This window comes from Streptomyces sp. Qhu_M48, from assembly GCF_051305195.1.
GTDB lineage: Bacteria > Actinomycetota > Actinomycetes > Streptomycetales > Streptomycetaceae > Streptomyces.
Genome location: NZ_CP195432.1, coordinates 6965046 through 6980510, shown reverse-complemented (window position 1 = coordinate 6980510; position 15465 = coordinate 6965046). Strand labels below are relative to the sequence as shown.

12 protein-coding genes are annotated in these 15465 nt (G+C 73.8%); 10 read left to right on the top strand and 2 right to left on the bottom strand.

Translation table 11 applies throughout. The annotated features are described in order from the left end of the window. The first annotated feature begins 11 nt into the window (after positions 1–11). From ACRRSS_RS31195 to ACRRSS_RS31150, 10 genes are all read left to right on the top strand, one after another. Positions 12–704, top strand: a complete 693-nt coding sequence (locus tag ACRRSS_RS31195) for a PH domain-containing protein (protein ID WP_435974385.1) — start codon at positions 12–14, stop codon at positions 702–704. Between the two features lie 182 nt (positions 705–886). Then, positions 887–1258 carry a DUF1508 domain-containing protein gene (locus ACRRSS_RS31190; RefSeq protein WP_435974384.1) on the top strand — a complete coding sequence of 124 codons (372 nt, stop codon included), beginning with the start codon at positions 887–889 and terminating at the stop codon, positions 1256–1258. Between the two features lie 78 nt (positions 1259–1336). Continuing rightward, positions 1337–2392, top strand: a complete 1056-nt coding sequence (pstC, locus tag ACRRSS_RS31185) for a phosphate ABC transporter permease subunit PstC (RefSeq protein ID WP_435974383.1) — start codon at positions 1337–1339, stop codon at positions 2390–2392. A 31-nt stretch (positions 2393–2423) separates the two neighbouring features. Continuing rightward, a complete protein-coding gene (pstA, locus tag ACRRSS_RS31180) occupies positions 2424–3659 on the top strand; it encodes a phosphate ABC transporter permease PstA (protein WP_435974382.1) in 1236 nt (411 codons plus the stop codon). Next, complete coding sequence (gene pstS / locus ACRRSS_RS31175; RefSeq protein ID WP_435974381.1) at positions 3656–5464, top strand: phosphate ABC transporter substrate-binding protein PstS; 1809 nt, start codon at positions 3656–3658, stop codon at positions 5462–5464. Before pstA ends, pstS begins: the two co-directional genes overlap by 4 nt. Continuing rightward, positions 5461–8022 carry a hypothetical protein gene (locus tag ACRRSS_RS31170; protein WP_435974380.1) on the top strand — a complete coding sequence of 854 codons (2562 nt, stop codon included), beginning with the start codon at positions 5461–5463 and terminating at the stop codon, positions 8020–8022. The genes pstS and ACRRSS_RS31170 overlap by 4 nt, the downstream gene beginning before the upstream one ends. 134 nt (positions 8023–8156) lie before the next feature. Continuing rightward, positions 8157–9131 carry a hypothetical protein gene (locus ACRRSS_RS31165; protein WP_435974379.1) on the top strand — a complete coding sequence of 325 codons (975 nt, stop codon included), beginning with the start codon at positions 8157–8159 and terminating at the stop codon, positions 9129–9131. 366 nt (positions 9132–9497) lie between these two features. Further along, positions 9498–10760, top strand: coding sequence for a hypothetical protein (locus ACRRSS_RS31160; protein ID WP_435974378.1), 1263 nt, complete (start codon positions 9498–9500; stop codon positions 10758–10760). After that, the gene (locus tag ACRRSS_RS31155; RefSeq protein WP_435974377.1) at positions 10757–11632 is read left to right on the top strand and encodes a sortase; all 876 of its coding nucleotides are present in this window, start codon (positions 10757–10759) and stop codon (positions 11630–11632) included. Before ACRRSS_RS31160 ends, ACRRSS_RS31155 begins: the two co-directional genes overlap by 4 nt. A 55-nt stretch (positions 11633–11687) precedes the next feature. Then, entirely contained in the window at positions 11688–12494 is an 807-nt protein-coding gene (locus ACRRSS_RS31150; RefSeq protein ID WP_435975466.1) for a phosphate ABC transporter ATP-binding protein, read from the top strand. Between the two features lie 121 nt (positions 12495–12615). Here ACRRSS_RS31150 and ACRRSS_RS31145 read toward each other — a convergent pair whose 3' ends face one another. Next, complete coding sequence (locus tag ACRRSS_RS31145) at positions 12616–14283, bottom strand: phospho-sugar mutase (protein WP_435974376.1); 1668 nt, start codon at positions 14281–14283, stop codon at positions 12616–12618. Between the two features lie 176 nt (positions 14284–14459). After that, the gene (locus ACRRSS_RS31140) at positions 14460–15263 is read right to left on the bottom strand and encodes a purine-nucleoside phosphorylase (protein ID WP_435974375.1); all 804 of its coding nucleotides are present in this window, start codon (positions 15261–15263) and stop codon (positions 14460–14462) included. Positions 15264–15465: the final 202 nt, after the last annotated feature.

Genomic DNA, 15465 nt, shown 5'->3' with positions numbered 1-15465 from the left:
CAATCGGCGGCATGACGACCCCCGAGCCGACCCCCGAGCCCAGCCACGAGCCGAGCCCCGGGTCGACCCCCGAGCAGCCGTCCGCGGAGCAGCCGTCCCCCGACCGTGTCTTCCGGTCGGTCCTCGGGATCGCGAGCGGGGTGTTCCTGCTGGCCCTCGCGGCGCTGTTCGCCGGTGACGTGATGCTCCGCGGCGAGGGCCGGTCGCCCTGGCTCGCGCTCGCGGGCCTGGTCCTGGCGGTCCCGCTGATCGTCGCCTTCACGATCCGGCCCGCGGTGTACGCCAACGACGACCGGCTCAAGATCCGCAACCCGTTCCGGTCGATCACGCTGCCCTGGGCGACCGTCGCCGACTTCCGGGCCGGCTACTCCAGCGAGGTCTTCACCCAGGACGGCGAGAAGTACCAGCTGTGGGCCGTCCCCGTCTCGCTGCGCCAGCGCAAGAAGGCCGCTCGCGCCGCCGCCCGCGCCGCCCAGGGCGACGCGCGCGGCCGTACCCCGGCGACCTCCGGCGCCCGGGGCTCCTCGTCCTCCTCCGGCGCGGCGTTCGCCGACCAGACCCTCGCCGATCTGCGGGAACTCCTCGCGAGCCGGGCGGCGGCACCGGGGTCGCGGGGCGTGGCGAGGGTGCGCTGGGCGTACGAGATCGTCGGCCCCGCGGTGGCCGGGCTGCTGCTCCTGGTCGTCCTGGCGGCGACGGGCTGACCGGACCCGCCTCCCCGGCTCCCGAACGGGCCACCCCGGCTCGTTCCTACGGGGTCGCTCCGGGTGCCGGTGTCCAAGGGGCAACCTCCTGGTGAAGCGTGCAACCTCGGAGATGGTTTAGCGCCCAACTGTCACGTCCGTCTCAATAGATTGCCCCTGCCGAGACTGTGGGGGTGGGGGCGATGACCAAGGACACCGGTGTGTCCGGGACGCGTTGTCTGATCGACATGGGGGCCGACGGACGGTACGGATGGCGACTGGTCGCCCAGAACGGAAGGGTCGTCGCGCGGTCGGGGGGCTGCTACGACGACCACGCCGGGTGCAGGGACGCCTTCACGGCCCTGTGCGCCGGGTACGCCGACATGGCCGGAGGGGTGCAGCACACCGCCGGCGGCAACGGCTGGGTATGGCTGCTGCGGGACCGCGAGGGCCGCACCGCCGCGCTCTCCGGCCGCTCCTACGAGCGGCACTCCACCTGTCGTACCGCCTATGCGCGCTTCCGCGCCCTGCTCGCCGAGGAAGGGCCCAGATGGGCCTCAACAGCCTTACATTGAACGGAAGTTGCCCCGCGCACGCCCCTCGTTCACATCGAGTGGAACACCTGTCCACCGGGCCGGACTTACGTCCTTCCCGTGACGACCGAGACCCTTGACCCGCCGCCCGGTCCGCCGCCCGGCGGACCACCACCCGGCTCACCGGCGGACACCACGCCCGACACGCCGAGACGGCTCCACGCCGACCCCGGCCTTCCCGACCGGGTCTTCCGCGCCGTCGCCCGCACCGGCGGCGGCCTCGTCCTCGCGGTCATGCTCCTCGTCGGCGGCTTCCTGCTCCACCGCGCCTGGCAGGCCCTCGACCGCGCCGGGCCCTCCTTCCTCACCACCGAGGCCTGGGAGCCGGACGCCGGACGCTTCGGGATCGCCGCCGTCCTCCTCGGCACCGTCCTCATCGCCCTCGTCGCGATCGTCGTGGCCGTCCCGCTCGCCACCGGGGCCGCCCTCTACATCTCCGAGTACGCCCCGCCCCAGCTGCGCCGCACCCTGATCTCCACCGTCGACCTGATGGCCGCCGTGCCGTCCGTCGTCTACGGCCTGTGGGGCGTCTTCTGGCTGGAGGAGTCGATCCTCCCGATCGCCCGCTGGATCGCCACCTACCTGGGCTGGATCCCGTTCCTCCGCGTCGACGGCGCCGACCCCGACGATCCGCTGGCCCCGCCGACCGTCTACACCTCGTCCACCTTCGTCGCCGGTCTCGTCGTCGCGATGATGGTCGCGCCGATCATCTGCTCGATCATGCGCGAGGTCTTCTCCCAGGCCCCCGCCGGCGAACGCGAGGGCGCGTACGCGCTCGGCGCCACCCGCTGGGGCATGATCCGCAGCGTCGTCCTGCCCTTCGGCAAGGGCGGCATGATCGGCGGCACCATGCTCGGCCTCGGCCGCGCCCTCGGCGAGACCATCGCCGTCTACATGGTCATCTCGCAGGTCTTCACCATCCAGTGGCACGTCCTGCAGACCGGCACCAGCTCGGTGTCCTCCCTCATCGCCCTGCGCTACGGCGAAGCCACGCCCTTCGGCATGTCCGCCCTCATGGCGGCGGGCTTCGCCCTCTTCGTCATGACCCTGATCGTCAACTTCGCCGCCTCGTCCATCGTCGCCCGCAGCCGCTCCGGCGCCACCAGCGACGCCTGAGACCACGCTCCTCAAGGGGGACCCGAACCCGATGACCATCGCACCGGAGCGGCCGAGGACGCGGCCGCCCGCCGAGCAGGCCCCGCCGCCCGGACCGGAACGCCGCCGCACCACCGGCACCCTGCGCGCCTCCGACGTGTACGCCGTGCTCGGCGCCGCCGTCGCCTCGCTCGCCCTCACCTGGCTGCTCTTCGCCCGCCTGCTGCCCTTCAGCGGCGCCGTCGGCTTCGTGATCGTCGCCTACCTCCTCTTCCTCGGGCTCTACGCGCTGCTCGTCTCCTTCGACGAGGACGGGCCCGCCGTGCGGGACCGGATCGCCGGGGTCGTCGTGCGCACCCTCGGGCTGCTGCTCCTCGCCGTCCTCGTCTTCGTCGTCGCCTTCACGCTCTGGGAGGGCCGAGAGGCCCTGGTCCACCTCAACTTCTTCACCGAGGACATGAGCCTCGCGGGCCCCCTCGAACCGCTCGACGTCGGCGGCATCCTGCACGCCGTCGTCGGCACCCTCGAACAGGTCGGCATCGCGCTCGCGCTCACCGTGCCCACCGGCATCGTCTGCGCCGTCTTCCTCAACGAGGTGCCGGGACCCTTCGCCCGCCTCGTCCGGACCGTCGTCGAGGCGATGACCGCGCTGCCCTCGATCGTCGCGGGACTCTTCATCTACGCGACCGTCATCCTGGCCCTGGGCACCGAGCGTTCCGGGCTCGCCGCCTCGCTCGCCCTCTCCGTGATGATGCTGCCGATCATCATCCGCGCCGCCGACGTCGTCATCCGGCTCGTCCCCGGGACGCTGCGGGAGGCCTCGTACGCCATGGGGTCCTCGCGCTGGCGCACGGTCTGGCACGTCGTCCTGCCGACCGCCCGCTCGGGGCTGACCACGGCCGTGATCCTCGGCACCGCGCGCGGGGTGGGGGAGACCTCGCCCGTCCTGCTGACCGCCGGGTTCACCGCCGAACTGAACGCCCTGCCGACCTCCGGCGCCCAGGTCTCCCTGCCGCTCGCCACCTTCGAGCTCGTCAAGTCGCCCGAACCGAACATGATCGCCCGCGGCTTCGGCACCGCCGCCGTCCTCATGCTGCTCGTCCTGCTCCTCTTCGTCCTCGCCCGGATCGCGGGCGGGCGCGGCCCCGGACAGCTGACGAAGCGCCAGGAGCGCCGCCGCGTCCTGGCGTCCCAGCGTGACGCCGCCCGCCAGAGCGCCGTCCGGCGGGACCCCGCCCGGTCGGCGGCGGCTCCGGACCGATCCGTACCTCCTAGGAGCACGTCGTGAGACCCGTGTCCGTCACCCGCACCCTGCTGGGCCTCGCCGCCGCCCTGTGCGCGCTGCTCGCCCTCCTCGTCACGCCGCCCGCCGCGCAGGCCGCCGGCTACACCAAGATCACCGGCTCCGGCTCGACCTGGAGCTCCAACGCCGTCGAGCAGTGGCGGCGCAACATCGGCGCCAACGTCGGCCTCACCGTCAACTTCAACGCCAACGGCTCCTCCCAGGGCCGCGAGCAGTTCAAGAACGGCACCGTCGACTTCGCCGTCTCCGAGATCCCGTACGGCCTCAAGGACGGCAACGCCACCGACGTACCCCCGCGCCGCGGCTACGCGTACATGCCGATCGTCGCGGGCGGCACCGCCTTCATGTACAACCTGCGGATCAGCGGCCGCCAGGTCACCAACCTGCGCCTCTCCGGACCCGTCCTCGCGAAGATCTTCACCGGGCAGCTGACCATGTGGAACGCGCCCGAGATCAAGGCCGACAACCCGGGCCTGACCCTCCCCGCGCGCCGCATCGTCCCCGTCGTGCGCTCCGACGGCTCCGGAACGACCGCCCAGTTCACCACCTGGCTCGCCAAGGAGCACGGCTCCGTCTGGAACGACTACTGCCGGCGCGCCGGCCGCCAGACGCCCTGCGGCATGACCTCGTACTTCCCGATCGTGCCCGGCACCACCAGCGTCGCCAAGTCCGGCTCGCTCGGCGTCTCCGCGCACGTCCGCCAGCCGCAGGGCGAGGGCGCCATCACCTACGTCGAGTACTCGTACGCGGTCAACGCCCACTTCCCGGTCGCCAAGATCCTCAACTCCGCCGGGTACTACGTCGAACCGACCGCCGCCGGCGTCGCCGTCGCCCTGCTCCGGGCCCGCATCAACGACGACAGGAACTCGACCGACTACCTCACCCAGATCCTCGACGGGGTCTACCGCTCCACCGACCGGCGCGGCTACCCGCTCTCCAGCTACAGCTACATGGTCGTCCCCACCACCGCGACCGCCCCGCACACCACCGAGAAGGGCCGCTCGCTCGGCACCTTCGCCCGCTACTTCCTCTGCGAGGGCCAGCAGCAGGCCGAGGAGCTCGGCTACTCGCCGCTGCCGAAGAACCTCGTCCAGGCGGGCTTCGAGCAGGTCAGGCGGATCCCCGGCGCGCCCACCGGCGCCGTCGACCTGTCCGACTGCCGCAACCCCACCTTCTCGGCGGACGGCACCAACACCCTCGCCAAGAACGCCCCGATGCCGAAGGACTGCGACAAGCGGGGCGCGACCCAGTGCGCCGACGGCACCGGTGGCGCGCGCGGCACGACCACCCCGGTGAACAACGGGGGCCCCTCCTCGGGCGGCTCCACCGGCAGCGACGGCGGCGCGAACGGATCCGGTTCCACCTCCGGCGGCGCCAACGGTGCCGGGAACACCGGCGGTTCCGGTGGCGGCGGTACGGGCGGCGCCACCGGCTCCGGCACCGACGGCGGCTCCACCGGCGGAGGCGCCACGAACGGGACCACCGGCGGCACGGCCTCCGGCGGCGCGGCCGCCACCGGAGCCGCCACCGGCGGCGGGGCCGTCGACCCCGACACCGGCGAGGTGCTCACCGGGGACGCGGGCGGCGGCAACGGCTCGGGCCAGGGCGGCCAGGACGGCGGCGCCGGCATCGTCGGCACCCCCGTCACCCTCGCCGCCGACACCGGCGGAAGCCTCCGCGGCCTCCTCATGGCGCTCTCCGCCGTCCTGCTCCTCGCCACCGTCGTCGGCCCACCGCTCGTCGGGCGCGCCCTCGCGGCCCGCGCCGAACGCCAGGGAGGCGGACGATGAGGCCGCTGTCCACCCGACGGGCCGGCCTCGGGGCCCTCCTCGCCGCCGTCCTGCTCGCCCTCGTTCCGCTGCCGCGGGACACCCCCGCGGTGGCCGCGACGGACCCCGCCGAGAACTCGGCGGTGACCAAGCGCGGCACCAAGGGACCCCACGACGACTTCTCGGCTCTCGAGGTCACCGTCCACCAGACCAAAAACCTGCGGGCCCAGGGCCTCAGGGTGACCTGGAAGGGCGGCAGGCCGACCCAGGGCCGGAACACCGACTACCTCCAGATCATGCAGTGCTGGGGCGACGACCCGGCCGGACCGAAGCGGGAGCAGTGCCAGTTCGGCGCCGGGCTCAGCGGCTCCGAGTTCGGATCGTTCATCGGGAGCCGGCTGATCCCCGTCGGCTCCGACCCGCTGGAGAAGCGGTACGGCGAGCAGATCCCCGACCCCGAGTACCCGGGGCAGAAGACCGATCCGTTCGTCCCCTTCACCCCGGTCTCGGGACCGGCCACGACCAAGCTGACCGACTGGACCTACTTCGCGCCCGGCGACACCAACGAGGAGTTCTTCGCCACCACCCAGCCCGACGGCACGGGCGAGGCCGCGTTCAACCTCCAGACCACCCGGGAGGCCCCCCACCTCGGCTGCGGCGACCCGGCCGGCGCCGGGACCGACGCGCGCGGCCGGAGCTGCTGGCTCGTCGTGGTGCCGCGCGGCTCCCACGACCCCGACGGGGGCACCGGCAGCACCCAGCGCCCGGTCACCTCCGCCCTCACCACCACCAACTGGGACCGGCGGATCGTCTTCCCGCTCGACTTCCTGCCGGTCCGCGAACCCTGCCCCACCGACAAGGAGGAGCGCCGCATGACCGGCTCGGAGCTGGTCACCGACGCCCTCACCTCCTGGCAGTCCGCGCTCTGCGCCGACGGCACCACCCGCTTCACCTTCACCCAGCGCGGTGAGGACCTGGCCCGCGGCAACCTGCTCAACCCGACCTCCACCTCGCCCGGCCTCGCCTTCACCGTCGCACCGGTGGAGGGCGGCGAGAAGGCCGGGTTCGTGCACGCGCCCGTCGCCGTCAACGCGCTGACCGTCGGCCTCTTCTGGGAGGGCGACGCGATGGGACTCGTCCGGGACCTCCGGCTGAACCCGCGGATCCTGGCGAAGCTGCTCACCGCCTCGTACCCCTACGACGTCCGCACGCTCAGCAACACCGCGCCCGTCCCGGACCATCTGAAGGGCAACGCGGAATCCGTCGTCCGCGACCCCGAATTCCTGGACCTGAATCCGGAATTCAAGCGCTTCCCGCAGGCGGTGATGAACTACCCCGGTGGAATCCTGCTCGCCGCCGACCGTTCCGACAGCACCCGGATCATATGGGAGTACCTGCGCTCCGACCGGGACGCCCGCGCTTTCCTGGAAGGAAAGCCGGACCCCTGGGGAATGAAGATCAACCCCCATTTCAAGGATCTCGGACTCGCCTCCTCCGGCGCCGACGAATTCATGAAGGCCGACCCCACGGAGACGGAACTCACCCTCGACGGGAAGACCATCAGGTACGGCCTCGCCGACCGCTCGCCCTACGCCAACGACATGCACGACGCCGCCCGCTGGGTCCGGCGGGGCACCAACAACGCCAAGGACCAGGTCGCGCTCGACTCGATGACCAACGGCCTCAAGCTCGTCGGCACCGACGTCGCCCCCGGCCGCCGCCGCGCCTACGGCATCACCGACGCCGCCTCCGCGGCCCGCTACCAGCTCCAGATCGCCGCCCTGCCGAACGCCGACGGCGTCTACGTCAGGCCCACCACCCCGGCCCTGCTCAAGGCCGTCGGACAGTTCCGGGACTCCGCCGTCCCCGGCGTCCTGGCCCCCGACCCGTCGCGGGCCAGGAACGGCGCCTACCCCCTGACGGTGGTCACCTACGCCGCCGCCTCCACCGCCCTCCCGGCGGACGCCCGCAAGGACTACGCGCGCGTTCTGCGGTACGCGGCCGGACCGGGCCAGAAACAGGGCACCGCGCCCGGCGAACTGCCCCTCGGCTACGCCCCGCTGCCCGCGAGGCTCAAGGCCCTGGCGGAGGCGGCCGCCGGACGCCTGGAGCGCGGCGCGCCCGGCGGGCCGGGCACGACCACCGGCGGCACCACCGGCGCGAACGGCGGCCCGGACTCCGGCGGCGGTCAGGCGGCGGGCGGCGCGACCGGCTCCACGGGCGCCGGATCCGACGCCTCCGGAGGCACCGGCCAGGGGTCGGGCTCCGGCTCCGGCGGCGGCTCCGCGGGCGGCGGCACGGACGCGGGCGCGGCCTCCGGGTCGCCGTCGTCCGCCGCGCCCCCGCCGGCCTCCGGTGGCGGCGGGAACGGCTCCGGCGGCGCCCCGGGGGAGAAGCTGGCCGACACCGGCAGCACCCCCTCCCAGGTCCTCGGGGTGGTCCGCTGGGTCCTCCTCGCGGTCCTCGTCGCCGGCGGTCTCGCCGGTCTCGCCGGACCCGCCGTCCTGGCGGCGGCCGGCCGCCGCCGGATTCCCTCGGATTCACCTAGGACAGGAATTCGTAACCTGAAGAGCGGCTGAACGTGGTGGCCGCAAAGGTCGCCTGTACGGAATTGTTGTCCCCGGCCGGTCGACGGACCGGACGATCGAAGAAGAATCCGGATTCTGCTTGTGCGTCCATTCCATGACATCCGTTTCCACGGAGGAGATCAGAAGTGAACGTCAAGTCCCGCGCTCGTATCGGTGCCGCCCTCGGTGTGGCCGCCCTCGGCCTCGGTGTCGCCCTCGCCCCCGCCGCGCAGGCCGACCCCAACCCGGTCACCCAGTACCGCACGCTGGCCGGTGTCGGCTCCGACACGACCCAGGACGTTCTCAACGGCCTCGGCAACGTCGTCACCAACTCCATCGGCCAGAAGATCATCGCGTCCTGGGACGCCACCGGCACCGCCACCGTCAAGACCAAGGCGACCGGCTGTGTGATCAACCGGCCCAACGGCTCCTCCGCCGGTATCGACGCCCTGCGCAACGCCGTGGACAACAACACCGGCTGCCTCGACTTCGCACGCTCCTCGCGGACCCCGGCCGACACCACCACCACGGACCTGACCTGGATCCCCTTCGCCAAGGACGCGGTGTCCTGGGTGAAGCGCTCCGACAGCGCCCTGCCGACCAACCTGACGGCCGCCCAGCTGAAGGGCGTCTACGAGTGCACGACCACGTCCCTCAACGGCGTGGCCCTCACCCCGATCCTGCCGCAGGCCAGCTCCGGCACGCGTCAGTTCTTCCTCGCCTCCATCGGCGTCACCACCCCGGGCGCCTGCGTCCAGCAGGGCGTCCAGGAGAACGACGGCACCGTCCTCGACAGCGCCGGCGACATCGCGCCCTACTCCGTCGCCCAGTACACGGCCCAGGAGAAGCTCGTCGTCACGGACCGCCGTGGCGCGGCCGTCCTCGGCTCCATCGGCGGCGTCGCCCCGCGCAACGCCGACAAGACGCTCAACCTCTCCTTCCCCTTCGTCCGTGACGTCTACAACGTCGTCCCGACCGCGAAGCTGACCAACGCCACCATCGCCTCGACGTTCGTCGGCTCGACGTCCAAGGTCTGCGCCGCCGGCGCGACGATCTCCAACTACGGCTTCGGCACCCTCGGCGCCGGCTGCGGCACCACCACCCTCAAGGGCGAGCGCTGATCACCACCGCCTCCTGAGCGGCTGATCACCACCTCTTCCCGACCGCGCGCAGGCCGGGCACCCCCCAGGTGCCCGGCCCCACGGCGTACCCACGCCCGGCCACCCGTACCGCCGCCGACCGGAACGGGCGCCCGGGCACTCGTACCCACGCCCGGCCACCCGTACCGCCGCCGACCGGAACGGGCGCCCGGGCACTCGCACCGCCGCCCGGCCACCGGAACCGCCGCCGACCGGAACCGGCGCCCGCCCACGCGCACCGACCCCCGGCCACCTGAACCGGCCTCGACCCGAGCCGCCACCCACCCGCCCGCCCACACCGACGCCCACCCACCCGACGACCTCCGTCCGACTCCTGGGGGACCCCGCATGAACCGCCCCGCACCACTCCGCTCGCCCGTGGCGCTGCTGACCGCGCTCGCCCTGCTCTGCGGCGCCCTCGCCGCCGTCCTCGCGCTGGCCGCTCCCGCCAAGGCCGCCACCGTGCAGGGCGGTCTGACCCTGCGGGGCGGAACCGGCGGCCTCGAAGCCGCCCCGCTCGCCACCGGCGTCACCACCACCGGCGGCTGCCCCGCCCCGGCCGCCGCCGACAAGCCGTACGTCGGCGGACGGCTCGTCGTCGTCAACCCCGAGAGCCGTGACGCCTTCGCCCCGCTCGCCGACCTCGTCGCCGAAGGCCCGCTGAGCGGCGGCGCGTTCACCCGGGCCCTCACCACCCAGGGCCACACCACCCTCAAGGACGCCCTGCTGACCTTCCGTACCGCCGACGCGCTCGACGGCCGCTACGAGCTCCGCCTCTTCTGCCGTACCGACCGCGGGGCCGAGACCGACGCCTACTTCTCCGCGATGATCGAGGTCACCGCCGGCGCCTGGGCCCCCGTCGCCCAGCAGGCCACCGTCGTCGAGGTCGTCTCCGACCCCGAGCTGCCCACCGTCGGCGGCCAGGCCAGGCTCACCGCCACCGTGCAGCCGCGGAACGCCACCGGCACCGTGACCTTCCAGAAGTTCGTCGACGAGGAGCTCGTCGACATCGCCACCGTCGACGTCGCCGACGGCAAGGCCGAGACCACCCTCACCGCGCTCACCGCCGCCCCCGACGGGCTCCCGGTCCTCGCCGCCTACGCCCCGGCCGACCCCGAGGCCTTCACCGTCTCCTTCACGGTCTTCACGCTGTACGTCAACGAGGCCACGACCGGCCCCAGCCCGACGCCCACGGACACCACGCCCACCCCGACCGGCACCCCGACCGGCACCGCCACGCCGACGGACGACCCCACCGGCACCGGGACCCCCGAGCCGACGGACACCCCCAGCGAGACGCCGAGCGACACCACCGGCCCCGGCGACTCCCCGTCGCCGACCGGCACCGGCGACGCCGGCACCGCGGGCGGCTCCGGCGGCACCGGCGTCTCGGGCGGCGACTCCGGCGGCGGCGTCTCCGGCGGCGGCACGAGCGGCGGCGGCTCCACCGGCGGCTCCACCGGCGGCACCACCCCCCAGAGTGGCGGCGGCAGCCTCGCCGCCACCGGCTCCACCGCGGCCTCCGCCGCCCTCGGCTCGCTCGCCCTCTGCCTCCTCGGCGCGGCGGCCGTGATCCAGACCCGCCGCCGCAAGGGCGGCGCCCGCCCGTGACCACCGCACCGCCACCCACCGCCCCCCGCGCCGGGCTCGCCCTGGCCGGGGCGGCGCTGTGCGTCCTCGCCGCGCTCCTCATCGGCTTCGCCGCCAACCTCACCGTCGTCGGGCACCTCCAGCACGCCCGCGAACAGTCCACCGCCTACGACGAGCTGCGCGAGCAACTCGCCCTCGGCACCGCGCCGGTGGGCCAGCTCACCTACGACGGCAAGCCCCTCGAACCCGGCGCTCCCCTCGCCCTGCTCCGCATCCCCGCGCTCGGACTGAGCGAGGTCGTCGCCGAGGGCACCACCTCCGAGGTCCTCATGTCCGGCCCCGGCCACCGGCGCGACACCGCCCTGCCCGGCCAGGCGGGGGCCAGCGTGATCATGGGCCGCAAGTGGGGCTACGGCAGCCCGTTCAACGACGTGGACCGTCTGCCGAACGGCGCGCGCGTCGAGGTGACGACCGGCCAGGGCGAGGCCGTGTACGAGGTGACGGGCGTCCGCCACCCCGGCGACCCCAACCCCGCCCCCCTCGGCCGGGGCGAGGGACGGCTCACCCTGATGACCGCGAGCGGCGGCGCGTACACCCCCGAGGACGTCGTCCGCGTCGACGCCGAACTCGTCGGCGCCGCGCGGCCCAGCCCGCCGCGGCCGCTGCGCCCCGGCTGGATCACGGCCGCGGAGAAGCCCCTCGCGGGCGACCCGGACGCCTGGCCCGCGATCTTCCTCGGCGCCCAGGCGCTGCTGCTCGCGGCCCTCCTGACCGTTCTCGCCCGCCGCCGCTGGGGCAACCGCCAGACCTGGGTCACCGCCGTCCCCGTCCTTGTCGCCCTCGGTGTCCTCGTCTCCGGCGAGCTGGCCCGACTTCTCCCCAACCTCCTCTGAAAGCTGCGGAGTTCACACCGTGACCGATCTCGCCGACACCGTCACCCTGCCGCCCGTGCCGGGCGGCGACCCGAAGGGCCCCTCCCGGGCCGCCGCCCTGGAGGCCGAGGCCGTCTCCGCCTGGTTCGGCGACCGCAAGGTCCTCGACCGGGTCTCGCTCGCCATGCCCGCCCGCGAGGTCACCGCGCTCATCGGCCCGTCCGGCTGCGGCAAGTCGACGTTCCTGCGCATCCTCAACCGGATGCACGAACTCACCGGCACCGCCTCGCTCGCCGGCCGGGTCCTCCTCGACGGGGCCGACATCTACGACCGGGGCCGCCGCATCACCCACGCCCGCCGCGAGATCGGCATGGTCTTCCAGAAGCCCAACCCCTTCCCCGCGATGTCCCTGTACGAGAACGTCCTCGCCGGTCTGAGGCTCGGCGGCATCCGGGCCGCCAAGGACGCCAAGGACGACCTGGTCGAGGAGTGCCTGACCAAGGCCGGGCTATGGAACGAGGTCAGGGACCGGCTGCGGCAGCCCGGCGGGGCGCTCTCCGGCGGCCAGCAGCAGCGCCTCTGCATCGCCCGCTCGCTCGCGGTCCGCCCCCGCGTCCTGCTCATGGACGAGCCCTGCTCGGCGCTCGACCCGACCTCCACCCGGCGCGTCGAGGAGACCATCGCCGAGCTGAAGTCGGAGGTCACCGTCGTCATCGTCACCCACAACATGCAGCAGGCGGCCCGGGTCTCCGACTCCTGCGCCTTCTTCCTCGCCGAGCAGGGCACCCCCGGCGTGATCGTCGAGCACGGGCCCACGGAGCGGGTGTTCGGCTCCCCGAGCGACCCGCGCACCGCCGACTACGTCAACGGCCGCTTCGGCTGACCGGCGCGCGCCTCCGGCGTGCGGACGGCCACCCCGCGCCGGCTGCCGTACCGGGTTCACCCGGACGGCCGAAGGGCCGGTACGGAGCGACTCCGTACCGGCCCTTCACGCGTTCCCGGGGTCAGAGCCCCGCGGCCGCGGACAGGTCCCGCTTGATCGCGACCAGCACCTCGGCGGCGGTCGCGCGGGCCGGGGCGAGGTCCACCGCCGCGGCGACCGGCACCACGACCTCCAGGTAGCACTTGAGCTTGGGCTCCGTGCCGCTCGGGCGGACGATCACCCGGGCCTTGTAGGCGCCCTCCAGGTGGTAGCGCAGCCCGTCCGTCGGGGGCAGTGACTCCGTCCCCTTCGTGAGGTCCTCCGCCGAGACGACCGTCAGACCGGCGAGCGAGACCGGCGGCCGCTCGCGCAGCGCGGCCATCGCGGCCGCGATGATCCCCAGGTCCTCGACGCGCACCGACAGCTGGTCCGTGGCGTGCAGCCCGTGGGCCACCGCCAGGTCGTCGAGCAGGTCCGTCAGCGTCCGGCCCCGCTCCTTGAGCACCGAGGCCAGCTCGGTGACGAGCAGCGCCGCCGTGATGCCGTCCTTGTCGCGGACGCCCTCGGGGTCGACGCAGTAGCCGAGCGCCTCCTCGTAGCCGTACCGCAGGCCGTCGACGCGGGCGATCCACTTGAAGCCGGTCAGCGTCTCCTCGTAGCCGACACCCGCGGCCTCGGCGATCCGGCCGAGCAGCGAGGACGACACGATCGACTCGGCGAAGACGCCCGTGGCGCCCTTGTGCACCAGGTGCGCGGCGAGCAGCGCGCCCACCTCGTCGCCGCGGAGCATCCGCCAGCCGCCCTCGACCGTCGCGTCGGGCACGGCCACGGCGCAGCGGTCGGCGTCCGGGTCGTTGGCGATGACCAGGTCGGGGTCCACGGCCCGGGCCGCCTCGAAGGCGAGGTCCATGGCACCCGGCTCCTCCGGGTTGGGGAAGGCGACCGTCGGGAAGGCCGGGTCCGGCTCGGCCTGCGCGGCGACGAGCGCCGGCGGCGGGAAGCCGGCGCGGGCGAACGCGGCCGTCAGGACGTCCTTGCCGACGCCGTGCATGGCCGTGTAGACGGTCCGGGCGGTACGGGGGGAGCCGGGGCTCAGGACGGCGTCCGTGCGCTCCAGGTAGGCGTTCAGGACCTCGTCGCCGAGGGTCTCCCAGCCCGCGTCCGGGCGGGGCACGTCGTGCAGCGAGCGGATCGCGTCGATCTCGGCGGCGATCTCCGCGTCGGCGGGCGGCACGATCTGGGAGCCGTCGCCCAGGTAGACCTTGTAGCCGTTGTCGCGCGGCGGGTTGTGGCTCGCGGTCACCTCGACACCGGCGACGGCGCCCAGGTGCCTTATGGCGTACGCGAGGACCGGCGTCGGCAGCGGGCGGGGGAGGAGCGCGGCGCGGAGCCCGGCACCGGTCATCACGGCGGCGGTGTCGCGGGCGAAGTCGGCGGACTTGTAGCGGGCGTCGTAGCCGATGACGACGAGCCCGGCCCCTCCTTCCCCCAGGGAGGGCTCCTTGGCCTTGAGGTACGCGGCGAGACCGGCGGCGGCCCGGATGACGACCGAGCGGTTCATCCGCATGGGCCCGGCGCCCAGCTCACCGCGGAGCCCGGCGGTGCCGAACTGCAGCGTGCCGGCGAATCGGGCGGCGAGCTCGTCGCCCGCGCCGCCCTCGATGAGCTTCGCGAGTTCCTCGCGGGTCTCGCTGTCGGGGTCCTCGGCGAGCCATGCCTGGGCCCGGGTGAGGAGGTCGTCCTGCGTCACGGTGTGCCTTTCGAGGAGTCGGCGGGGGTGGGGGCGGGGTGGGGTGGGGAAGAAGCCCCGCGCGGCGGCCCCGGCCGACGGGCGGTCGGGACCACCCCGGCGGTCGGAGGCCGCCACAGCGCCCCGAAGCCCGCTCGGCCCCGGGGGCCGAACGGCGCGAGGGGCGCGGAAAGGACTCAGATCCGGTCGAGGACCCGCGTCAGCAGCTCGCCCATCCGCGCCGCCGAGTCGCGGCCCGACTGGAGGACCTCCTCGTGGTTCAGCGGCTCGCCCGAGAGCCCCGCCGCCAGGTTGGTGACCAGGGAGATGCCCAGGACCTCGGCGCCCGCCTCGCGGGCGGCGATGGCCTCCAGGACGGTGGACATGCCGACGAGGTCGCCGCCCAGCACGCGGACCATGTTGATCTCGGCCGGGGTCTCGTAGTGCGGCCCGGGGAACTGCACGTAGACGCCCTCTTCGAGGGTCTCGTCGACCTCCTTGCACAGCGCGCGCAGCCGCGGCGAGTACAGGTCGGTGAGGTCCACGAAGTTCGCGCCGACGATCGGGGAGGCCGCCGTCAGGTTGAGGTGGTCGCTGATGAGGACCGGCTGGCCGGGGCGCATGCCCTCGCGCAGGCCGCCGCAGCCGTTGGTCAGGATGATCGTCTCGCAGCCGGCGGCGACGGCGGTGCGGACGCCGTGGGCGACGGAGGCGACGCCGCGGCCCTCGTAGAAGTGGGTGCGGCCGAGGAAGACCAGGGCGCGCTTCTCGCCGATCTTGTACGAGCGGATCTTGCCGCCGTGGCCCTCGACGGCGGGCGGCGGGAAGCCGGGGAGGTCGGTGACCGGGAACTCGGCCTCAGGGGCGCCGAGCGCGTCGACGGCGGGCGCCCAGCCCGAGCCCATGACCAGGGCGACGTCGTGGTTCTCGACTCCGGTCAGCTCGCGAAGACGTGCGGCAGCGGCCTCGGCGGCCTCGTACGGGGTGGCAGTTGCGTTCACTGACTCTCTCGCCTCGGGGAGGGGGGTCCGAGGCTGGCCCCGGACGGATTTGATACGCGCAGAAGCGTAGCCGGAGTTTGCCTACGCGCGTAGATGACGATGCCGACGGACATGCGATCGTTGTCTTGTCGTTTCCGACGAAAGCCGCATCCGCACCCCCGTCCCGCCCGTCGGCTGTTCGTACACCCCCCGGCGCGGACCG

Bases quoted from the DNA above. Each gene is read 5' to 3' on its own strand.
- ACRRSS_RS31190 (WP_435974384.1), top strand. From the start codon at position 887: ATGACCAAGGACACCGGTGTGTCCGGGACGCGTTGTCTGATCGACATG.
- ACRRSS_RS31195 (WP_435974385.1), top strand. From the start codon at position 12: ATGACGACCCCCGAGCCGACCCCCGAGCCCAGCCACGAGCCGAGCCCC.
- pstA (WP_435974382.1), top strand. From the start codon at position 2,424: ATGACCATCGCACCGGAGCGGCCGAGGACGCGGCCGCCCGCCGAGCAG.
- ACRRSS_RS31160 (WP_435974378.1), top strand. From the start codon at position 9,498: ATGAACCGCCCCGCACCACTCCGCTCGCCCGTGGCGCTGCTGACCGCG.
- ACRRSS_RS31170 (WP_435974380.1), top strand. From the start codon at position 5,461: ATGAGGCCGCTGTCCACCCGACGGGCCGGCCTCGGGGCCCTCCTCGCC.